The organism is Streptomyces silvisoli, assembly GCF_029269905.1.
Taxonomy (GTDB): Bacteria; Actinomycetota; Actinomycetes; order Streptomycetales; family Streptomycetaceae; genus Streptantibioticus_A; species Streptantibioticus_A silvisoli_A.
On the sequence record NZ_JARJBC010000007.1, the window covers coordinates 208,738 to 230,031 of the forward strand.

Sequence of the window (21,294 nt, forward strand, 5' to 3'; positions counted from 1 at the left end):
GGTTCTCCGTAACCTCAGGGCCGCCGTACCGAGTACAGCAGCAGATCTGCGAACTCCGTGGCCACCTGGGTGGCGGACAGCGGTCCGCCCTCGCGGTACCAGGTGCCCAGGTGGTGGACCGAGCCGAAGAAGTAGTCCACGACCAGGTCGGGGCGCAGCTCGGCGCGGAAGGTGCCCTCCCGCTGCCCCTCCTCGACCAGTGCGCGGAACCGCTCGTGGTAGCGGCGGCGTTCGGCCCGTACCGCCTTCTGCTTCTCCGGGCTGAGCTGGTGCATCGACCGGAAGAAGATCTTGGTGTCGTCCAGGTTCTCGATGCTGGTCACCACGACGTCGGCGGCGGCGCGGTGCAGCCGCTCGGTGACCGTCCCGGTGCCGGAGGCGATCTCCTCCAGTCGTTCGGTCTGTAGTCGCAGTACCCGTGCGTACACCTCGTGCAGCAGGTCGTCCTTGCTGCCGAAGTAGTGGTAAAGCGCGCCCTTGGTCACCCCGGCGGCCTCCACGATCTCCTGGACGGAGGTGCGGTCGAAGCCCCGGTCGGCGAAGAGGCGGGTGGCCTCGGCCAGCAGCCGTTGCGGAACCGTGGCCGCCTTGGTGTCGCCGCCGTCTGCCATGGCCGTTCCCTTCCTCTGTGTACCCGCGAATGGACTGCCAGCGTACCGACCGGTACGCGGCTAGCCGCGCCGTTGACCTGGTAGCCCGCGCAGCTCACGGCGCAGGATCTTTCCGCTGGTGTTCTTGGGGAGTTCGGCCAGGAGCTCGACCTCGCGCGGGTACTTGTACGCCGCGAGCCGGTCCTTGCAGTACGCCACCAGTTCGCCGGAATCCACCGAAGCACCGGGTTTGAGGCTGACGTACGCCTTGACGGTCTCGCCGCGGTAGGGATGGGGTACGCCGACCACGGCCGCTTCCCGTACCGCCGGATGGGTGTAGAGCACGTCTTCGACCTCGCGTGGCCACACCTTGAATCCGGAGGCGCTGATCATGTCCTTCTTGCGGTCGACGACGTAGAGCCAGCCCGTCTCGTCCATGAACCCGATGTCACCGGTGCGCAGTTCACCGTCCGGAAGGGTGGCGGCCGACTCCTCGGGCCGCCGCCAGTAGCCGGGCACCACCATGGGGCCGCGCACCGCGATCTCGCCGTGCTCGCCGAACGGCACGTCGCCCCCGGTCTCGTCGACGATCCGGATCACGGTGTCGGGGCCCGGCACGCCCACCGCCAGCGTCCCGGAGACCGGATCGACCGGGGCCTCCTTGCCGGGCGGCACGCTGGCGCAGGCGCCGGTGCACTCGGTGAGCCCGTACCCGTTGCGCACGTAGTGGCCGTAGCGCCGCCGGAACTCCTCGACCACCGCGGGCGGCAGCGGTGCGCCGCCGGAGCTGAGCCACCGGAAGGAGGCGAAGTCGTCGGCACTGGTGTCCGGCCTGGCCATCAGCGCGATGTAGGCGGTGGACGGCCCGACCATGTAGGCGGGCCGGTGCTCGCGGATGGCGTCGAGCACCACGCCCGCCTCGAACCGGTACGCCATGGCCAGGGTGGAACCGCCGGTGAGGGCGGCGGCGAGTTGCGAGACCATCCCGCTGATGTGGAACAGCGGCGCCAGCGCGAAGATCACGGCGCCGTCGGGCAACTGGAGGATCCGGCACTGGCGTTGGGCGTTGTAGGCCATGTTGCCGTGGGTGTTGCGCGCTCCCTTGGGCACTCCGGTGGTGCCGGAGGTGTAGGTGATCAGCGCGGCGTCGTCGGGGCCGAGCGCCGGTTCGGGCACCGGTGTGCCCGCCGAGGCGCGGGCGGCGGCCAACAGGTCGGTGGCGTCGTCGGGATGGCTCCTGGCATCGGTCGGCAGCACCCGGTGGTCGTCGCGGCTTTGCAGGTCCAACTCGCTCGTGGTCAGCGCGATGTGGACCGCCGAGTCGGCGACGGTCTCCCGGATGTACGCGCTCCAGCCGCGCTCATGGCAGACAAGCGCCGTCGCCTGGGCGTCCCGCAGCACGTGGCCGAGTTCCCGGCTCTTGTACATGGGGCTGACCGGCACCGCGATGCCGCCCGCCTTCCAGGTGGCGAGCAGTGCGAGGACGAACTGCGGGGTGTTCTGCAGCACGATCGCGGTGCGGTCGCCGGGCCGGAAGCCGTGTGCCAGCAGGTGGTTGGCGATGCCGTCGGAGAGCGCGTCGGCCTCGGCGTAGGTCAGCCGTCCGTCGAAGTAGACGAGTGCGGTGCGGTCGGGGACGTGCCGGGCCGACGCACGGAACGCGTGCAGCATGGTGGGCGGCGGATCGACCGGGGCGATGTGTTCGGCGCTGAGGTGCTGGAGCCAGGGTTTGTCCGCGTACCTCACGCCTCACCGTCCTCCAGGTGCCGCTGCAGCTTGTTCATCCCGCCCAGCCAGCGGTCCGGGTCGCTGGCGCGGTTGGTGTAGAACTGGGCGACTTCCGGGTGCGGCAGGATCAGGAAGCGGTTGTCGGCGATCCCGGCGAGCACGGCCTCGGCCACCTTCTCCGGCTCGATGGCGGTGGGCGCGAGCACCAGTTGCCCGGCGGCGCCGGTGCCGTCCAGCATGTCGGTGCGCACGCCCTGCGGGCAGACCGCGTGCACCTGGACGCCGCGGTGCCGGTAGGTCAGCGAGAGCCACTCGGCGAAGGCGAGCGCGCCGTGCTTGGTCACCGAGTAGGGAGCCGCGCCGATCATGGTGAGCAGTCCGGCGGCGGACACCGTGGCGACGAACCTGCCCTGGCCGCGCTCCAGCCACTCCGGCAGCAGTGCCCGCGCGGCGCGCACATGGGCCATCACGTTGACGTCCCACGCCAGCGCCCAGTCCTCCTCCGGCGCCTCGGGGCCGCCGCCGGTCGGTACGCCCGCGTTGGCGCAGTAGACGTCGATCGGCCCGTCAAACGCCGTGCGGGCCTTCCGGATCAGTTCGCCGACCCCGTGCTCGCTGGCGGCGTCGCCGGGGACGGCCACCGCGCCCAGTTCCTCGGCGACGGCCCGGGCGGCGTCCGCGTCCAGGTCGTTGACCACCAGGCGGGCACCCTCCGCGGCGAATCTGCGGGCCAGGGCAGCGCCGATGCCGCGTCCTGCGCCGGTGACCACAATCCGTGTGTCCTGGTGCGCGCCCACGCCGGAGTCCCTTCGGTTGGTCGGATCTGCGACTAGCGCTCGCATACTAACCAGTCGGTATGGGATCGGGAAGGGGTGGGATTCCCGGACAGCTGGCCGGAACAGCATCTTCCGGCGGTAATGGGTGTAGCTCACACTGGCCAGGGGGACGCTGGGGGGCGGCGGGGAAGAACGGCAGGGGGCGAGCCGATGGGGGCCATGGGTGTCGATCCGTACTGGACGGTGACCTTCGACGCGGAGGGCAGCGCCGACCCGGAACAGCGTGACCGGCTGATACTGGGCGCCGCCGGGGCCGGGATCACGGATCTGATCGTCTTCGCGCACGGCTGGAACAACGACCTCGCCACCGCGGTCCGCGTGTACCGCCGCTTCTTCACCCCGTTCCCCGCGTTGCTGGAACGCGGCCGCCGGGACGCGGTGGTGGGCTACGCGGGCGTGTACTGGCCCTCGTTGCGCTTCACCGAGGAACCGCTGGTGGACTACCGGCCGTCGATGCTCGCCGAGCAGGCGGCGAACCTGGCGGTCCAGCGCGGGTTGGACAAGGACACCCTGGACGGTCTGCTCGACCTGTTCCCCTCCCGGTCCAACGAGCTACGGCGCATGGCGGCGCTGCTTCGGGAGCGGCCCGCGTCATCGGGCCGGCTCACCGAGTTCTTCGAACTGGCACGGCGGTTCGCCCCCGATGCCCGGCTGGCGATACTCACCGGCGACGTCGAGCGGATCTGCGAGGAGTTCGCGGCGGCGCTGGAGAGCACCGGTGCGGAGACGGTTCCGATCGCTCGTGAGGGCGCTTCGGACGCCGCGTCCTTCCGCCGGTGGAGCGGCGCCAGGGAGGTGCTGCGCCAGCTCGCCTACTACCGGATCTGCCGCCAGGCCGACCTCATAGGCGAGATCGGGCTGGCCGAGCTGCTCGACCAACTCGCCGACGTGGCGCCACGGGTGCGTGTCCATCTGCTCGGTCACGGCTTCGGCGCGCGGCTGACGCTGTCCGGGGTGCGGGCGGCCGGGGCGTTCGCCGCCTCGGTGACGCTGCTCCAGGGCGCGGTCACATCGGACGCGCTGCGCGGCACCCGGCAGCGGGTCAACGGGCCGCTGGTGGTGTGCCATTCACGGTACGACGACGGGCTCGGCACGCTGTATCCGCTGGCGTGGCGCACGTCCGGCAGCACCGGCAGTCCGGCCGCGGTCGGGTACCACGGACTCCCCGCGGGAAGCGACGCCGTCCGCCGCACGCTCGCCGAGACCTCTCCGTCGGCCGGGCGGGACTTTCCGGAGTCCGGGCTGGTGAGCGTGGACGTCTCCGGTGTGGTGCGGCGCGGCTACCCGCCGATGGGCGCGCACATGGACATCTGCCATGCGGGTCTGGCCCGGTTGGTGCTGCTGGCCGGACGGATAGCGCATTAGGCCACCCACGCGCTGAGCGGCGTGGGCTCCCGTAAACCACGGGAGCGCACGCCGTTGGGGTGAACTCCTAGCGGTGGCTGGGGAATTCGACCACCTGCTGGTAGGTCGGGCGGTTCTGCCAGGAGATCCGGTCGTCGGTGACGCCGCCGAGCGGCCGCTGAAGGATGGAGTCGGCGCACCACTGGTCACCCGCCGAGCAGCCGGTGCCGTCGCCCGGGTAGACCTGGTTCGCCGGGGTGGCCACGGCCTGCTTGAGGGTGTCCAGCAGCGTCGACTGGCAGGCGGCCAGATCGCCGTTCCCGCAGTACTTCTCGGTCAGGCCGCCCTGGACCGGCCTGCCGAGCACCGCGCGCAGGTCCTTGTCCACGTACGACCACCAGCCGAACTGGAAGGAGCTTCCGGCATGCGATCCGGTCGGACCGTGCCCGGCCGACGGTGATTCGTCCACGCCCAGGTTGGCGGTCAGCGCACTGTACAGGTCACTGCCGAGACCCGGCTCGAACTCGCCCCTGACCAGCAGCGGCCACCAGGCGTCCATGATGCGGATCGCGTCGGAGTCGGCATAGGTGTGGGAGCCGGACGAGGTCTCCTTGCGCTTGGCACCGTCGTTGCTCCAGTTCGCCAGTTCCTGTACCGCGTTGGCGAGTTGGGGATCGGTGACGGGCTTGCTGCGCAGTACCGCGAGCAGTTCGGGAAGCACGTCCTCGCCGCGCAGGTCGGTGACGGCCGCGTCGGCCATCGCCTGGGTGAGCGAGGCACGGGTGACGCCGCCCTGCCCGACCAGTCGCTTGACCCGGTCGTCGAGCAGGTTGACGCGGTGCACCGAGCCGTTGCCGAACCCGGAGGAGCTGTAGTCCTTGGCCTGCTTGTTGTTCCAGGACACGTAGTAGTCCTGGTCGACGGACTGCGGGTGCTGCGACGGCGGGGTGGCCGCGGAGGTGTTGTCGGCCGGGTCGAAGCCCTGCCACTCGTACTGCTGCTCCGCGAGCACCGGAAGTGAGGGGTCCACGTCCGCGGCCCGCACCGGGTTGGTGCCCGAGTTGTAGTAGGCGATGTCCCGGGAGTCGGCGTAGAACCAGTTGAACGTGTAGTTGATGTGCTGCGCCGCCTGCTGGAAACTCCGGGCGTCGTGCACGAACCCCGGGTCGTTGAGCATCTGGAAGCCGATGATCGAGTCGGCCTCGTGCTGGTAGGAGCTGCGCAGCGAGGTGTACGCGACGGGCTTGCCGCCGACCGTGGCGCGTGCGGTCACCAGGCCGTACTTCGTGCGGTAGACCTGCATCCGGTACGAGCCCGCCGCGGTGGAGTCGGCGATCGTCGGCGACCAGGCGTCGGTGCGCTCGATCTTCTCGAACGGCACGCAACTTCCGTGCCACAGGTAGGAGTTGGACTGGAGGGTGGGCTTGTTCCCGCTGGGGTCGCACAGTTCGACGGCGTAGGTGTCGATGACGTCCTGGCCCGCGGAGGTGGCGCTCCACGCGTAGTCCTGGCCGCGGCCGAGTTCGACGTACATGCTCAGGCCCGCGAAGGCCGCGCCGCGGGCACTGATGCCGGGCCCCTGCAGTTCCTCGCGCATCAGCAGCTGCGGCGCGAAGTAGCCGGTCTGCGGCCCGAAGACGGCGACGGGGTGACCGCTGGCGGTGTACTTGCCGGAGACCAGCAGCGCGTTGGACATGCCCTTCTTGGGCGTGGAGAACAGGTTGCCGGGCAGTACGCCGTTGTCGAAGATGCCCTGCAGCGGCCGCAGCTTCGCCGGAACGCGTACCGGAGTCCGCGCGGTCGCCCCGCTGCCGGCGGCTGAGCCGGTGCGGTCGTAGACGAGCGGTTCCGGGACGACGGAACCGGGGTCGGGCAGCGCCTCGCCACGCGGACGGCCGGGCTGGTCCGCGTAGGGGAAGCTCTGCCCGTCGTGCAGGGTCAGCACCGCTTCCGGGTCGTTGCGCTCGCGGAACGACTCCCAGACCTGGGTGCCCTTGACGACCCCGTACTTGTTCTGGGCGGCCTGGAGCGCGAGCGCCGACTGGACCTGGCCACCGCCGCCCGAGCCGAACAGCGCGCCCACCACCGCGCCCAGCGCTATCAGGTCGGTGAGCTTGAACGGCTCGATGTCCCCGGCATTGGTGATGGCGTTGACGTGGCCGGTGAGGTCGTACTCACCGGGGAAGTACCGGCCCGGTTTGGCCTGGCCGATGTAGGCGTTGATGCCGTCCACGTAGGACTGCGCGTCGGCGAGCGCCTGTTGGCCGCGGGCGCCGTTGGTCTTGGCGATGCGGTCCACCTGGGCCTGTAGGTCGGCCTCGGTGTAGGGGGCGGCGCTGAAGAACTGTTGCTCCAGTCCCTGGTTGGCGGCGGCGCCACCGGCGAAGGAGGTCAACTCGCCGCGGCCGACGTGCCGGAAGAGGTCCATCAGCCACAACCGGTCCTCGGCCGCCGCGTACCCGGCGCCGAACTCGGTGCCGGAGCGGGTGGTGCCCTGGATGTGCGGGACGCCGGTGGCCTTGTCACGGGTGATGGTGACGTCGGAGCGCGGCTGCTGCACGGATTCGACCTGGTCGGACGGGACGCCGAACGAGGAGCTGTTGTAGAAGTCGCCGAGAGTGGCGTCGGTGAGCGAGCCGTAGCCTGCGGGTAGCGCACCATAGGTGCCGAGTTGGTCCTCGGTGTGTGCGGGATGGGTGCCGAACAGTTTGTTGCCGAGGATGTCGGCGAGGGTGGCGTTGCCGTTCTCGCCGGGCGGAAGGATGTCGTCGCACTGGCCCTGGCAGTAGTCACCGCCGGAGTCGGCGGCGACCGCCGCGTGCGGAACGGGTCCGGTCAGGGTGACGCCGAGCGCGAGCAGCGTGGTCGCCGCCACGGTTCTGAGAGTGAGGGTGCGTCGTCGCATTCCTGCTCCTCCCTGGGGGGAATGCGACGGAGGTTACCGTCGGTAGGGCTATGCGGGAAGATGAGCAGCCGTCACGTTTCCGATCTCGGCTGGATCTACGGCGTTCCTCTCCACAACTCCTTCACCAGGGGAGCCAATCACGGGCCGGGTACGTCCATTCCATAGCGCCACGAGGTGTTGTGGTCCACTGTGACGGAGGTGGTACGAGATGGCCGGGTTCCGCAGTCTCGCGAGACGGGTACGCGATCCGCGGCTGATAGACGCCGAGCAACGCACCTCGCTGCGGCGGTGCCTTGAGCGGTTCGCGCCGTACGGCCACCGGGCGACCTGGCACCACCTGTGCCTGCGCGCCGGTATCGCACCCGACGACCGACATCCACGCCAAGCGCAACTCATGGCCGCGCTTGAGGAGTTGGAGGAGGCGAGGGCGGTATGGCTGGGCTATGAGGCGGAGTTCGCCGCCCGCCGCAAGCGCGAGAAGTACGACGGCATCCGCCGTCCCACCAGCCTTGACGACTGGCACCGGCGCACCTGGGGTGGGAACGGGGTCGCCTGGTGCGACGATCCGGCCGTCCATCCGGCGGGGCGGCTCGCCGATGTGCTGCGTCGACTGATCACCGCCCTCGACTCGGCGCCCGGCGACTGCTGCCCGGTGTGCGGCGCGACGCGCATCGTGTGGCGGGAGGGCCTGCGCCACGATCCGGCCGCGGGACCGGTGTGCACGGAGTGCGGCATCGTGGTGCCGGTGCCGGTGCTGTGTCCCGAAGCACTGTCGGCGGCGCGGGCCGTCGCGTGGGAGAGCCGGTACGCGGTGCGGTGAGCCCGCTGCCGTCCGCGGCCGGTGCTGGCCGCGCCTGTTCAGCCGTCTCGCCGTCGCGGGCGGGTCCGCCACCGCGGCGGCGAGCGAGCACTTCGGCCACGTTGACACACGACCTTCGGCCAACCATGCTGAGCAAGCGCTTAGACAGCACGCTCCGACGCCAAGCATGTGGGAGGCAACAGATGTCGCAGGCCAGGGTCTTCGCTTCGGTCGACGAGCTGCGGACGGCCGTCGGGGAGGAACTCGGCCACACGCCGTGGGTCGAGGTCGACCAGAAGCGGATCGATCTGTTCGCCGAGGCGACCGGCGACCACCAGTGGATCCATGTCGACCCGGAGAAGGCCGCGCGGGGGCCGTTCGGCACCACCATCGCGCACGGCTATCTGACGCTCTCCCTCATCCCCTCACTGATGCCGGAGCTGATGCGGGTCGAGGGGGTGCGGATGGGGGTCAACTACGGGGTGAACAAGGTGCGCTTCCCCTCCCCGGTGCCGGTCGGCTCCCGGTTGCGCGCGTCCGCGGTGATCGCCGAGGTGGGCGAGGTGCCGGACGGCGTGCAGCTGGTCACCCGGGTGACGATCGAGCGGGAGGGCGGGGACAAGCCGGTGTGTGTGGCGGAGACGGTGGCCCGGTTCTACCTCTGAGGCGCCGGACGCCCTCGCCGGAAGGCGGCTAAGCGGTTGCTCAGGGGACGGTAAGGTGTCCGCATGGATGCGGAGGCGACGGACACCGAGGCGTGGAGTGACATCACCCCGGACGCGGCGAGGCGGTTGGTGGTCGCCGCCGTCGAGGCCTTCGCCGAGCGCGGGTACCACGCCACGACGACGCGCGACATCGCCGGGCGCGCCGGAATGAGCCCGGCCGCGCTCTACATCCACTACAAGAACAAGGAAGAACTGCTCTACCAGATCAGCGGCGTCGGCCACCGCCGTGCCCTCACCCTGCTACGGCGGGCCGCCGAGGGCGGTGGCACCCCGGCCGAACGGCTGCGCACCGCGGTGCGCTCCTTCGTCCGCTGGCACGCCGAGCACCACACCACCGGCCGGGTGGTCCAGTACGAGTTGGGCGCGCTCGGCCCGGAGCACCACACGGAGATCGTCGGACTGCGCCGGCTCAGCGAGGCGACGATGCGCTCGATCATCGAGGACGGCGTGCGCTCCGGCGACTTCGACGTGCCCGACGTCTCCGGTACGACGCTCGCGGTGCTCTCCCTGTGCATCGACGTTGCCCGCTGGTTCAACCCGGGCGGCCGCCGCACCCCGGACCAGATCGGCGAGCTGTACGCCGACCTGGTGCTGCGCATGGTCCGCCCCGAGTAGCGGACCCGCGCGAACCGGCCCGCGGCTAGAAGGCGGAGACGCCCGTCAGGGCGCGGCCTATGAGAAGTTTGTGGATCTGGGTGGTGCCCTCGTAGAGGGTCATCACCCTTGCGTCGCGCAGGAGTTTGCCGACCGGGTACTCGTCGATGTAGCCGTAGCCGCCGAAGACCTGGAGGGCGTTGTTGGCGCAGCGCACCGCCGCCTCACTGGCGTGCAGCTTGGCGATCGAGGACTGGGTGGCGAACGGCAGGCCTCGGTCGATGTGGTCGGCCACCTGCCAGGTCAGCAGGCGGGCGGCGGTCACGTCCACGGCGATGTCGGCGATCAGCTCCTGCACCAGCTGGTGCCGCGCGATCGGCGCACCGAACTGCTCGCGCTGGCCCGCGTACTCGACCGCCGCGTCCAGACACGCCTGCGCGATCCCCACGCAACCGGCCGCCACCGACATCCGCCCCTTGGCCAGCGCGGACATGGCGACGGCGAACCCCTTGCCCTCCGGCGCCAGCATCGCGCTGGCCGGCACGCGCGCGCCGTCGAGCACGATCTCGGCGGTGGCCTGGCCGCGCAGCCCCAACTTGCCGTGGATCTCCCGGCGTTCCACGCCGGGGGTGTCGGTGGGCACCAGGAACGCGCTGATGCCCTTGTGGCCGGGTTCCGCCCCGGTGCGGGCGAAGACCAGGGCGACGTCCGCCCAGGTGCCGTTGGTGATGAACATCTTGCCGCCGGTGATGGCATAGCCGTCACCGTCGCGCACCGCCCTGGTGGTGAGGTTGGCCGCGTCGGAGCCGGTGCCCGGCTCGGTGAGGCCGAAGCAGCCGACCGCCGCACCGGAGCAGAGCCGGGGCAGCCACTCCCGCTTCTGCTCCTCGCTCCCCCAGGCCGCTATGGACTTGGCCACCAGGCCGAGCGAGACCGAGACGATGCCGCGCACCGAGGAGTCACCACGCCCCAGCTCCTCGGTGACCAGGCAGTACGCGAGGTGGTCGCCGCCCGAGCCGCCGTACCGCTGCGCGATCGTCATGCCCAGGAAGCCCAGGTCCCCCAGCTTCTTCACGATGCCGCGGTCGACCCGCTCCGCCCGGTCCCAGGCCGCCGCGTACGGGGTGACCTCGCGGTCCACGAAGTCCCTGGCGAGCTGCCGGACGGCGGCCTGTTCCTCGTTCAGCTCAAGGTCCACGGGCGCATCCCTCATAAATTAGCGCTGCTAGTTTTTCTTGGCGGCCTCTACTATGTGCCGCATGGCACGCCCCCGCAAGCCCCTGCTCAGCCGAGAGCGCATCGTCGCCGCGGCGCTGGCGCTGGTGGACGAGGAAGGGCTGCAGGCGGTCTCCACCCGGCGGCTCGCCGCCGAACTCGGGGTGAGCGGGCCGTCGTTGTACAACCACTTCCGCACGAAGGACGAGCTCCTGGACGCGGTCGCGGACACCGTCGTGGCGCAGGTGGACCTGTCGATGTTCGAGGACGGCACGCGGTGGGCGGACGCGCTGGTGCGCTGGGCGCGCTCGTACCGCGCGGCACTCGCCGCGCATCCGCACATCGTGCCGTTCCTGGCCCAGGGGCCCGGCCGCCGGCCGGCCGGACTGCGGCTGGCGGACGCCGTGTTCGGCGGTATGGTGAACGCTGGCTGGCCGCCCGGGCACGCCACCCGGATCGGCGCGATGATGCGGTACTTCGTCGCCGGATCGGCGCTGGGTTCCTTCGCCCGGGGGTTCGTGGACGACCCGACCGCGTACGACCCGGACGACTATCCGCACCTCGGCCAGGCCCATCTGCTCCCCGAGCACCAACAGCGGGTGGACGAGGGCGCGTTCGAAACGGGCCTGCGCGCCCTCGTGGACGGCCTGGCCATCCAGTACGAGCGGCTGCGCTAGCGGCCGCGTCGGGGTCGGGGGCTTGCCCCGGGAAGAATCCGCCGCGGCGAGCGACCACGCCGAGGCGGACCGCCGGTGCGAACCGCCCGCCCCCCGTCGGCCCCACAGCGAGCGTCTAGAAGACCACCAACGCGCGCCCACCGCGTCCCTGGAGCATCGCGTCGAACGCGGCGGGGATCGCGTCCAGCCCGATCCGGTCGGTCACCATCGCGGACAGGTCGAGACCGCCGGTGCGAACATGTTCGGCGAGGACCGGCAGGTCCTTCGCCGGGTCGCTGTTGCCGTAGACGCAGCCGGTCAGGGTGCGGGCGAAGTGGAAGATCTCCAGTGCGCTGAAGGTGACCTGCTGCTCCTTGCCGCCGATGCCGACCACCGTGGTCCGGCCGCCGCGCCGGGTGGCGGACCAGGCGGTACGGATGGTGTCGGCGCGGCCGACGCACTCGATCGCGGCGTCGACCCCGTGGCCGCCGGTGAGCTTGCGGATCCGCTTGGCGGTGTCGTCGGCGGCGAGCACGAAGTCGGTGGCGCCCGCGGCCCGCGCCAACTCCTCCTTGCCCGGGGCGACATCGACCGCGATCACCGCACCGGCCCCCGCGATCCTGGCCGACTGGAGCACCGCGAGCCCCACCCCGCCGACGCCGAAGACGGCGACCGTCTCCCCCGCCCGCAACCGGGTGGCGTGGTGCACCGCCCCGTACCCGGTGAGCACGGCGCACCCCAGCAGCGCGGCCTCGGTCAGCGGCACCCCGTCCGGCAGCGGCAGCACCGCGCCCGCGGACACCACCGTCTCCTCGGCGAAGACCGCGGTGCCCAGACCCGGGTACAGCTCGGTGCCGTCCGCCGCGCGCACCGCGTACGGAGCCGCCGCCCCCGCCGAGGCGTTGGCGCACAGCCACGGCTCGCCCAGTCCGCAGAAGTGGCAACCGCCGCAGGAAGGCGCCCAGTTGAGCACCACCCGGTCCCCCACCGCGACACCGGCGACATCCTCGCCCACCGCGGTGACCGTACCCGCGCCCTCGTGGCCGAGCACCGCGGGAACGGGTTGCCGCAGGGTGCCGTTGGCCAGCGACAGGTCGGAGTGGCACACCCCGGCCGCGGCGAGCCGCACCCGCACCCGGCCGGGGCCGGGATCCGGCAGGCCGATCTCGGCGATCTCCAACGGTGCTCCCACGGCGGGCAGTACGGCGGCGCGGACCACGCTCTCTCCTCGGTGAACCACTCGGTTGACGACGCGACGACGGATGATCAGAACTGCAGGGACTTGGTCTGGAGGAACTCCGCCAGTCCGTGCGAGCCGAGCTCCCGCCCGATGCCGGACTGCTTGTAACCGCCGAACGGCGCGAGGGGGTTAAACCGGCCGCCGTTGATGTCCACCTGGCCGGTCTCCATCCGCCGGGCGAACGCCACCGCGGCCGCCTCGTCCTGCGACCACACCGCCCCGGCCAGGCCGTAGACCGTGCCGTTGGCGATCTCCAGGGCGTGCTCCTCGTTCTCGTACCGCATGATCGACACCACCGGGCCGAAGATCTCCTCCTGGGCGATGGTCATCTGCGGTGTCACGTCGGCGAACACGGTCGGGCGGACGAAGTATCCGCGCTCGCGCCCCTCCGGCGCCTCGGGTCCGCCCGCGACCAGCCGTGCGCCCTGCGCGACGCCGCCGGCGATGTAACCGCGCACCCGCTCCCGCTGTCCGGCGCTGACCAGCGGGCCGAGCCGGGTGTCCGGGTCCGCGGGGTCACCGGGGACGTACTTGGCCGCGGCGGCCCTGGCCAACTCGACCGCCTCCTCGTAGCGGTCGGCGTCGACCAGCATCCGGGTCCAGGCGCTGCACGTCTGGCCGGAGTTGGCCATGACGTTGGCGACGCCGATGTTGACCGCGCGGCCCAGATCGGCGTCCGGCAGGATGACGTTGGCGGACTTGCCGCCGAGTTCCAGCGCCACCCGCTTCACCGACCGGGCGGCGGCGGCCGCGATCAGCTTGCCGACGGCGGTCGAGCCGGTGAACGAGACCAGGTCCACGCCCTCGTGTTCGGCCAGCGCCTGGCCCGCCACCGGACCCAGCCCGGTGACCAGGTTGAACACCCCTGCCGGGAAGCCCACTTCGTGCACCGTCTCGGCGAACAGCTGGGCGACCAGCGGGGTGTCCTCGGCGGGCTTGAGCACGACGGTGCACCCCGCGGCCAGCGCGGGCACCACCTTGGCGACGATCTGGTGCAGCGGGTAGTTCCAGGGGGTGATCGCCCCGACCACGCCCACGGGTTCGTGGTGGACGACGGAGTTGCCGACCTTCTCGGTGAACTCGTAGGTCTCCAGCAGCCGGGCGTAGGAGGCGGCGACCGAGGTCGGCATGTCGGTGTGGACCTTGCCGCTGAAGGTGAGCGGGGCGCCGAGTTCAGCGGTCACGGTCCGGGCGATCTCCTCGCGACGGGCGCCGAGCCGTGCGGTGAGCGCGCCGATCCGTGCGGCGCGCTCGGCGGGCGGCGTCTCCGCCCAGCCGCGGAAGGCGGCGCGGGCGGCGCGCACCGCGGTGTCCACGTCCTCGGCGTTGCCGGCCGGTACCGAGCCGATGGGCCGCTCGTCCGCGGGGTTGACCACCTCGATCCGGCCCTGGCCCGCGGCGCGCCGCCACTCGCCGTCGATGTACATCCCGTCGTGTGCCTGCACGTCGTTGCCCTCCCGGATTCCACGCCGTCGGCCGAGCCGCCGTGGCGGCGGTGGTCGGGCGACGGGTGGGCGGATGCGGATGCCTGTACCACTCAAACTAACGGCGCTAGTTACCGCGGCACCAGCATGCCCGGGGTGATTGACGGCACGCCGCCTGAATCCTACGGTCGTCCATAGGATTCAGTACTCGGAGGGCGGGAGCACGGCATGGGCGGCACGCAGGACGGGAAAGGGAACAGCGACGCGGAGGCGGCCCGCAAGGCCGCCGAGGCGCTCGCCTACTCCTCCGGCTTCGGCAACGAGCACGCCAGCGAGGCGGTACCGGGCGCGCTGCCGGTCGGCCGCAACTCACCGCAGCGCGCACCGCTCGGGCTGTACGCGGAGCAGCTGTCCGGCAGCGCCTTCACCGAGCCGCGCCACCACAACCGGCGCAGCTGGCTCTACCGCATCCGGCCCTCGGCCGCGCATCCGCCGTTCTACCGGATCGACAGCAGGCACCTGCGCAGCGCGCCGTTCACCGAGAGCGTGCCGGACCCCAACCGGCTGCGCTGGAGCCCGCTGCCCGTTCCACAGGAGCCGACCGACTTCCTGGACGGCCTGGTGACCGTCGGCGGCAACGGCGATGTGCTGCAACGCAGCGGAATCGGCATCCACTGGTACGCGGCCAACCGCTCCATGACCGACCGGATCTTCTCCGACGCCGACGGCGAGCTGCTGATCGTCCCGCAGCGCGGCGGGCTGCTGCTGCGCACCGAGTTCGGGCTGCTGCGCGCCGAGCCGGGACACATCGCGCTGATTCCGCGCGGGGTGCGGTTCCGGGTGGAACTGCTGGACGCCGACGCCCGCGGTTACGTCTGCGAGAACTACGGCCAGCCTTTCCGGCTGCCCGACCTCGGCCCGATCGGCGCCAACGGCCTGGCGAACGCGAGGGACTTCCTGGCCCCGGTCGCCGCGTACGAGGACCGGGAAGGGCCGGTCGAGGTGGTGAACAAGTTCGGCGGCAACCTGTGGACCGCCGCCTACGACCACTCCCCGCTCGACGTCGTCGCCTGGCACGGCAACTACCTGCCGTACGTCTACGACCTGCACCGGTTCAACGTGATCGGCTCGATCTCCTACGACCACCCGGACCCGTCCATCTTCACCGTGCTCACCTCGCCGACCGACACCCCGGGGCTGGCTGGTGTGGACTTCGTGGTGTTCGCACCGCGCTGGCTGGTGGGCGAGGACACCTTCCGGCCGCCGTACTTCCACCGGAACGTGATGAGCGAGTTCATGGGCCTGGTGGAGGGCGCGTACGACGCGAAGGCGGAGGGCTTCGTGCCGGGTGGCTCGTCACTGCACAACATGATGTCCGCGCACGGTCCCGACCGGGAGACCTTCGACAAGGCCAGCGCCGCGGAGCTGAAGCCGCAGAAGGTCGACGACGGGCTCGCGTTCATGTTCGAGACCCGCTGGCCGGTGGTACCGACCGCGCAGGCCCTGCACGCGGACCACCGCCAACAGGACTACGACGCGGTGTGGCAGGGTCTGGAACGACACTTCAGGGCCTAGCCACCCGCGAACCCACGTACGCCGGAGCGGACTTGACCTCTTTCGCCCCCGATTCGATCACCCTGAACCGCAAACTCCCGTTGTGGTACCAGGTGTCGCAGTCGCTGCGCGCCTCGATACTCGGACGCAGCGCGGACGCGCCGCTACGGCTGCCGACCGAGGACGACCTCGCCGCGCACTACGGGGTCAGCGTGCTCACCATGCGGCAGGCGCTCAAGTCCCTTGAGGAGGAGGGGCTGATCAGCCGCCACCGGCGGCGCGGCACCTTCATCGAACCGGGGGCCCGGCGGGGCGCTCCGGTCCGGCTGCTGGGTTCCGTCGACGCGATCGTGGCCCAGCAGTCGGGCATGCGGGCCACGATCCTCGGCCATGGCGCGGTGCCGGTCCCCGCCGAGATCAGCGAGCACTTCCCCGACGCGACCGAGCTGGTCTCCTACCGCAGGCTGCGCCGGGACGACAGCGGTGAACCGACCAACTGGGCGGACAACCACGTCCTTCCGGAACTGGCCGCCCGCATCGACCTGGCCGACCTGGAACACTGGCCGATGACCAAGGTGCTGCGGGACCGCCTCGGGGTACGGATCAGCCGGATCACCGACACCGTGGAGGCCAGGCTGGCCGACCCGGAGACCGCGCGACTGCTGGACGTACCACTGTGCAGCCCGATCCTGCACTACACCGGGATCACCTACGACGACGAGGGCCGTACGGTCGACGTGGTGCGCATCCACTACCGCGGCGACCGGTTCTCCTTCTCGGTCACCATGGAGGCGCGGTACTGATCCGCCCTGCGGCGACGGCCGGGCCCGGCGTGCCGCCCTGGGGAGCCTGGGGCCATCCCCCGGGAAAGCGCGGCCCGGTCCCACTACCATGCGTGCGGTGAGCGACGACGCGCCCCTGCTCGACGACCTGATGCCGTGGTCCACCGCGCCGCCGCGGTTCGGCAGGAGCTGGGTGCTGGCTCCGGACCCCCGGTCACTGCGCGCCCGTTGGGAGACCCTGCTGCGGGCCGGTACGGTGGAGCAGCGCGACGCGCTGTTCCACCCGACCCGGGCACGCAGCGTGCACAGCACGGTGGCGCAGCTTCCGGGCCATCCGGCGCCGACGGGCACGCTCGCCGAGGAGCAGGGTCCGTGCCCCGAGCCGCTGCGGGTGCTGCACGGGCCGTACGACCAGCAGTGGCTGATCCCCGACCACCGGTTGCTGGACACCGCGCGGACCGAGCTGTGGCGGGTGGCGGACGAGCGGCAGGTCTTCGCCGTCGAGCAGGCGCACGTACCGCAGGTGCCCGGCCCGGCGGTGGTGTGCAGCACGCTGCTGCCGGACGGCCACTCGCCCGCCGGGCGCCCCGGCCGGATCCGCCCGCTGTACCGCCGTCCCGGCGGGGTGGAGCCCAATGTCGCCCCCGGGTTGCTGGACCATCTCGGCAAGCGGTGCGAACGGCAGGTTTCCGCCGAGGACCTGCTGGCGTGGATCACGGTGTGCGCCCGCCAGTCCCCCGTGGGCCGCGTGGTGCCGCTTCCGGCGAACGGTGAACTGTGGGACGTCGGTGTGGAGTTGGGGCGCACAGCGCTGGACGTGCAGACCCGTGGCGCGCGCAGCGGGGTACGGCCACGGCTGCCCGGCGGCCGACGGCCGTATGTGCGCGCGCCGTTGCCCGCCCGGCCGGACGCGCTGCGGTACGACGAACAGGAGGAAGCGCTGCTCGTCGGCGAGGGGCGCATCTCACCGGTACCCCGCGGGGCCTGGGAGTTCCACGCGGGTGGCGTGCGGGTGCTGGAGGCGTGGTTCGAGGCACGTGCGGGCGCCGCCGAACCCGGCACACTGGCGGCCATCGGGCCGGGCGCGTGGCCGCAGGAGTGGACCTCGGACCTGCTGGAACTGGTAACCGTACTGGCGCTGCTCTCGGAACTGCGAACGCGGCAGACGGCGTTGGCCGCCGCTCTCGACAGGGGCCCGCGCACGGGTACGGCCGAGCTGCGCGCCGCGGGCGTACTCCCCGTTCCGGCCTCGGCTCGCCGCCCCGCCTCCGTGCTCGATCACCCGGAGGAAGGGCCTGGCGGCCAGTTCGCCCTCCTCTAGCGGTTGCCTCACCGCGTACCCGTTGAGGATCCTGCCCAGTACGCGCCCGAACGTGGTGTCCGGGTCGGTGGGCGCGGTGCCCACGGCCGCCGCCAGGTGTGGGTAGTCGCCGCTCCCCAACTCCCTTGCCAGGTGGGCCATGCGGGGCGGTTCGCGCGCCACGGCCGGTGAGCGGCGCGAACGGGGATCACTCGGGTGATGCCCGCGCCGCGCGGTACCGGCGCCCCCTGCCGGGTTGGGGCGCCGGATGGCCTCGGGGAAGGGTGCGCCGGTCGGACCGAGGGGCACGGGGGTCCCGTCGGTCCGGTCGGCAGCGGGTCAGCCGCGGCTGCCGAACAGCGACCGGCGCAGCCGGCGCAGCGGCGCGAACAGCGAGACGCGGGCGCCGCGGTTCTCCCTGGCCGGGCAGGTGTCCCGGGCCGTCAACTCACGCATCAGCAGTGTGGCGTCCGCGGTCTCACGCTGCGGCACGACGGGGCCGCCGAGCACCGCCAGATGACGGTCAAGACGCGCACTGGTCGCGCTGCTCCCACAGTTGATCGCAGGCACACGTGGCCTGCTGCGCACTATTTGCTCCATTACTTCTCCCCACCCGTACGAGGCACCCGGCCCGGGCAGCGTAACCCTATCGCCCCGCCGCGTCACCCGCGCATCCACGGCCTCGGATTCACCTGCCGAACAGGCGTGTTGCCACCCGACGCCGCGCGTACGCACGGTAGTTGACCGAGTGCCGATGCCAATGTCAGCCAGCCACCGCGGTGAACACCGGAAGGTACCCGTGCGACTGGCCCACCGCCGTCGGGTGGTACGAATCACCGACCGGAAGCGTCACGCTGTGCAGCCAGGGGTCCTGGCCGCAGATCTCGTGCGCGGCGAAGACTCCGCGAACGTCACCGAAGGCGAAGCCGTGCGCGGCCGCGCGGTCGGCGATGACGGAGTCCAACTGGTCGATCCCCCCGTCGATGGCCGTACGTTTGGCCTCCCCCAGCCCGGCCAGACAGCCGCCGCCGCGTTGGTAGAAACGCGGATAGCCGAGCACCACCACCCGCGCGTGCGGCGCCCGGGCGCGGATCGCCGAGTAGACGGTGTCCAGCAGTCCCGGCAGGGAGTCGCGCACGAAGCCGCGGGCCCGGTCCACCCGCTGGACGCAGAGCAGGTCGGCGGAGAGCGCGCAGGTGGCCATCACCTGCGCGAAGCCCGCGTCATCGCCGCCCACCGTGATGCTGACCAGACCGGTGGCCGAACCCAACGCCCCCAGTTGGCCGTTGAGGACGTCCACCGTGGTGGCTCCGTCGCAGGCGGTGAAGGCGAACGAGGCGGGAGCGGCGGCGGCCGCCCACAGCTCCGGATAGGCACGGGTGCTCCGGCGGCATTCCCCGCTGGCCGCGGTGGTGCCGCCCGCGCCCACCCCGGCGGAGTACGAGTCGCCGAGGGCCACATAGCCGGGCCCGGCCGCGCCCGCGCCGCTCGTCCCCCAAAGGCTGAGGGCCGCGATGAGGGGCAGGGCGGACAAGGTGGCGACAAGCCGGGTGATCCTCATGGAACCTCTCTCGACGGGGTGTTTCTGCCGCGTCCGTCGTAGCAGCGGACGGCCCACCGCGGCGGTACCCCGCCCGGAGATTCCCCCGATCGGTGATGGTGTGTCCCAAGAGGCCCGGACTGCTTGACGGGCTGCCGGGACTGCGCAACATTGAAGCCCGGGGGGCAAGTCGCCAATGCATCCAATTGCCAGGGAATCTCTGCCACTTCTCGCTGGTGCCGCCGTCGGCACGGGAGTGGCCGGCGCCGCGCTCGTACTGGCCGACATCAGTTCGCCGCTGCGCGCACCGTTCACCTTCTTCTTCCTGATCGTCGCGCCGGGGGCCGCGCTCGCCAGTACGCTGCGCGGCCTTGACCCGCTGACCCGGGTGGTGGTCGCCGCGATCGGCTCGATCGTGCTGGACCTGCTGGTCGGCCAGGTGATGCTGATGCTGCACCTGTGGTCGATCCGCGGCGGCGTCGCGGTGGTCGCGGCGTTGAGCGCGACGCTGTTCCTGCTGCCACTGGCCCGGCACAGCTACGGAGTGACGGTGCGAAGGCGCGATCCTTGACATCCCGGATACGCGTACTGCGCCCCGCCGAGCTGACCGAGGCCGACCGGGCGGCCTGGACCGGCCTCCAGTCGCGTGCCTGGGTCTGCGGCAGTCCGGCGCTCGCCAGCCCCTTCCTGTCCCCGGAGTTCACCCTGGCGGTGGACCGCTTCCGGCGCGGGGTTCGGGTGGCGGTGGTCTACGAGGACGGCGAGCCGGCCGCGTTCTTCCCCTTTCAGCGCACCGTGCTGGGGGTGGGCCGGGCGGTCGGCCTCGGGTTGTCCGACTGCCAGGGGCTGGTGCACCGGCCGGGTTTCCAGTGGGAGGCGCGGGAGCTGCTGCGCGCCTGCCGGTTGGCGATCTGGGAGTTCGACCACCTGGTTGAGGGCGAGAAGCCCTTCGAGGTGGGCGCCACCGGCTCGTTCCCGTCTCCGGTGATCGACGTGGAGCAGGGGTACGAGGCGTATCTGGGCTATCTGCGCTCCCACGCGCCGAAGTTCGTGCGCACCACGCTCGCCAAGGAGCGCAAGCTGGAGCGGGACGCCGGCGGGCTGCGGTACGTGCACGACGAGCGTGATCCGGCCGCGTTGCGCACGTTGATGGGCTGGAAGTCGGCGCAGTACCGCAGGACGGGGCGGAGCGACCGGTTCGCCCGGCCGTGGATCGTGCGGTTGGTGGAGCACCTCTTCAACGTCCGCGGCGAGGACTTCGCCGGACAGCTCTCCGTGCTCTATGCGGGCGGTCGTCCGGTGGCGGCGCACTTCGGGTTGCGATCCGACCGGGTGGTCGCCTGTTGGTTCCCGGCGTACGACACCGCGTTCGGCAAATACTCGCCGGGCCTCACGTTGCATCTGAGAATGGCCGAGGCGGCTGCGGCGAATGGTATCTCCTACCTTGATCTCGGCCGCGGTGAAAAAGAATACAAAGAGTCGCTCAAAACGCGTGAACTTTCGGTCAGCGAAGGTTGGGTGACAAGGCGCCATCCGGTCGCCATCGGTCACCTGGTCAGGCGTGCGCCGGTGCGGGCGGCCCGTAACGCGGTGTTGGCGCGCCCCCAACTCCTGGGCCGCGCCGACCAGTTGCTCCGACTGCTGGGACGGCTGCGGACCGAACGGTGACGCGCCCCCGTGCCACCGTACGCATCCAGCGCTCCTTCGCGCCGGATCGCGGCGACTTCGCGTACAACCCGGTGCCCGGCTCGTTTGTCCAGCGAGTCGAAAGGAATGATTCGCTTCCTCGCAAGTTCGATCACTGAGGCAAGATCAAAAGGACAGCCGCGTAGTATTTTCCGTCAATTGTGAATCACGACGCCGGGTCTTGCCTTAGAGTCCTAATCATCAATACCGTCGGACATCCACCCGCATCAGCCATCAGGGAAGGGCGGCCCTAGGAGACCTCAGGGGAGGGGGCTCAACAGGCCGCGATGGAACCGGTGCGGGGCGCGGTAGGGGGGTGCCGTGCTCGGACACTGCGCATGTGCCGAGCCGCGCACCGCGCGGCCGGTCACGTACG

General features: G+C 71.3%; 19 protein-coding genes. 10 read left to right on the forward strand and 9 right to left on the reverse strand.

Annotated features, from left to right (window positions below; genetic code table 11):
* Positions 1 to 14 precede the first annotated feature (14 nt).
* The 3 genes from P3G67_RS14255 to P3G67_RS14265 are packed head-to-tail and all read right to left on the reverse strand — an operon-like array spanning position 15 to position 3,115.
* Positions 15 to 611, reverse strand: a complete 597-nt coding sequence (locus P3G67_RS14255) for a TetR/AcrR family transcriptional regulator (RefSeq protein WP_276093803.1) — start codon at positions 609 to 611, stop codon at positions 15 to 17.
* A gap of 60 nt (positions 612 to 671) precedes the next feature.
* Entirely contained in the window at positions 672 to 2,336 is a 1,665-nt protein-coding gene (locus P3G67_RS14260; protein ID WP_276093804.1) for an AMP-binding protein, read from the reverse strand.
* Positions 2,333 to 3,115, reverse strand: coding sequence for an SDR family oxidoreductase (locus tag P3G67_RS14265; protein WP_276093805.1), 783 nt, complete (start codon positions 3,113 to 3,115; stop codon positions 2,333 to 2,335). The genes P3G67_RS14260 and P3G67_RS14265 overlap by 4 nt, the downstream gene beginning before the upstream one ends.
* 198 nt (positions 3,116 to 3,313) lie before the next feature.
* Here P3G67_RS14265 and P3G67_RS14270 point away from each other — a divergent pair, with 198 nt between their 5' ends.
* Positions 3,314 to 4,519, forward strand: coding sequence for a hypothetical protein (locus tag P3G67_RS14270; RefSeq protein ID WP_276093806.1), 1,206 nt, complete (start codon positions 3,314 to 3,316; stop codon positions 4,517 to 4,519).
* A 67-nt stretch (positions 4,520 to 4,586) separates the two neighbouring features.
* Here the strand turns inward: P3G67_RS14270 and P3G67_RS14275 are convergent, their stop codons facing one another.
* Positions 4,587 to 7,403 carry a penicillin acylase family protein gene (locus P3G67_RS14275; protein WP_276093807.1) on the reverse strand — a complete coding sequence of 939 codons (2,817 nt, stop codon included), beginning with the start codon at positions 7,401 to 7,403 and terminating at the stop codon, positions 4,587 to 4,589.
* 208 nt (positions 7,404 to 7,611) lie between these two features.
* Here P3G67_RS14275 and P3G67_RS14280 point away from each other — a divergent pair, with 208 nt between their 5' ends.
* The 3 genes from P3G67_RS14280 (at position 7,612) to P3G67_RS14290 (ending at position 9,542) form a co-directional block, all read left to right on the forward strand.
* The gene (locus tag P3G67_RS14280; RefSeq protein WP_276093808.1) at positions 7,612 to 8,223 is read left to right on the forward strand and encodes a hypothetical protein; all 612 of its coding nucleotides are present in this window, start codon (positions 7,612 to 7,614) and stop codon (positions 8,221 to 8,223) included.
* A gap of 182 nt (positions 8,224 to 8,405) precedes the next feature.
* A complete protein-coding gene (locus P3G67_RS14285; protein ID WP_276093809.1) occupies positions 8,406 to 8,867 on the forward strand; it encodes a MaoC family dehydratase in 462 nt (153 codons plus the stop codon).
* A 63-nt stretch (positions 8,868 to 8,930) separates the two neighbouring features.
* Positions 8,931 to 9,542, forward strand: coding sequence for a TetR/AcrR family transcriptional regulator (locus tag P3G67_RS14290; protein ID WP_276093810.1), 612 nt, complete (start codon positions 8,931 to 8,933; stop codon positions 9,540 to 9,542).
* Positions 9,543 to 9,567: 25 nt separating this feature from the next.
* Here P3G67_RS14290 and P3G67_RS14295 read toward each other — a convergent pair whose 3' ends face one another.
* Positions 9,568 to 10,719, reverse strand: coding sequence for an acyl-CoA dehydrogenase family protein (locus tag P3G67_RS14295; RefSeq protein ID WP_276093811.1), 1,152 nt, complete (start codon positions 10,717 to 10,719; stop codon positions 9,568 to 9,570).
* Positions 10,720 to 10,780: 61 nt separating this feature from the next.
* On the opposite strand from P3G67_RS14295, the gene P3G67_RS14300 reads away from it, so the two are divergent.
* Positions 10,781 to 11,413 carry a TetR/AcrR family transcriptional regulator gene (locus tag P3G67_RS14300; protein WP_276093812.1) on the forward strand — a complete coding sequence of 211 codons (633 nt, stop codon included), beginning with the start codon at positions 10,781 to 10,783 and terminating at the stop codon, positions 11,411 to 11,413.
* A gap of 115 nt (positions 11,414 to 11,528) precedes the next feature.
* On the opposite strand, the gene P3G67_RS14305 is transcribed toward P3G67_RS14300, so the two are convergent.
* On the reverse strand, positions 11,529 to 12,611 hold the full coding sequence (locus tag P3G67_RS14305; protein WP_276093813.1) for a zinc-binding dehydrogenase: 1,083 nt from the start codon (positions 12,609 to 12,611) through the stop codon (positions 11,529 to 11,531).
* A gap of 47 nt (positions 12,612 to 12,658) precedes the next feature.
* Positions 12,659 to 14,077, reverse strand: coding sequence for an aldehyde dehydrogenase family protein (locus tag P3G67_RS14310; protein WP_276093814.1), 1,419 nt, complete (start codon positions 14,075 to 14,077; stop codon positions 12,659 to 12,661).
* A 207-nt stretch (positions 14,078 to 14,284) separates the two neighbouring features.
* Here P3G67_RS14310 and hmgA point away from each other — a divergent pair, with 207 nt between their 5' ends.
* From hmgA to P3G67_RS14325, 3 genes are all read left to right on the forward strand, one after another.
* Positions 14,285 to 15,631 carry a homogentisate 1,2-dioxygenase gene (gene hmgA / locus P3G67_RS14315; protein ID WP_276093815.1) on the forward strand — a complete coding sequence of 449 codons (1,347 nt, stop codon included), beginning with the start codon at positions 14,285 to 14,287 and terminating at the stop codon, positions 15,629 to 15,631.
* 32 nt (positions 15,632 to 15,663) lie between these two features.
* Positions 15,664 to 16,413: a GntR family transcriptional regulator gene (locus P3G67_RS14320; RefSeq protein WP_269856196.1), complete on the forward strand. Its 750-nt coding sequence runs from the start codon at positions 15,664 to 15,666 to the stop codon at positions 16,411 to 16,413.
* A gap of 88 nt (positions 16,414 to 16,501) precedes the next feature.
* The gene (locus tag P3G67_RS14325; RefSeq protein WP_276093816.1) at positions 16,502 to 17,713 is read left to right on the forward strand and encodes a type ISP restriction/modification enzyme; all 1,212 of its coding nucleotides are present in this window, start codon (positions 16,502 to 16,504) and stop codon (positions 17,711 to 17,713) included.
* Positions 17,714 to 18,031: 318 nt separating this feature from the next.
* Here P3G67_RS14325 and P3G67_RS14330 read toward each other — a convergent pair whose 3' ends face one another.
* Together P3G67_RS14330 and P3G67_RS14335 are read right to left on the reverse strand one after the other, a co-directional pair.
* Positions 18,032 to 18,292 carry a hypothetical protein gene (locus tag P3G67_RS14330; protein ID WP_269856194.1) on the reverse strand — a complete coding sequence of 87 codons (261 nt, stop codon included), beginning with the start codon at positions 18,290 to 18,292 and terminating at the stop codon, positions 18,032 to 18,034.
* Between the two features lie 163 nt (positions 18,293 to 18,455).
* Positions 18,456 to 19,253: an SGNH/GDSL hydrolase family protein gene (locus P3G67_RS14335; protein WP_276093817.1), complete on the reverse strand. Its 798-nt coding sequence runs from the start codon at positions 19,251 to 19,253 to the stop codon at positions 18,456 to 18,458.
* Between the two features lie 175 nt (positions 19,254 to 19,428).
* On the opposite strand from P3G67_RS14335, the gene P3G67_RS14340 reads away from it, so the two are divergent.
* Complete coding sequence (locus tag P3G67_RS14340) at positions 19,429 to 19,803, forward strand: hypothetical protein (RefSeq protein ID WP_276093818.1); 375 nt, start codon at positions 19,429 to 19,431, stop codon at positions 19,801 to 19,803.
* Positions 19,800 to 20,900, forward strand: a complete 1,101-nt coding sequence (locus tag P3G67_RS14345; protein ID WP_276093819.1) for a GNAT family N-acetyltransferase — start codon at positions 19,800 to 19,802, stop codon at positions 20,898 to 20,900. The genes P3G67_RS14340 and P3G67_RS14345 overlap by 4 nt, the downstream gene beginning before the upstream one ends.
* The last annotated feature ends 394 nt before the right edge of the window (positions 20,901 to 21,294 follow it).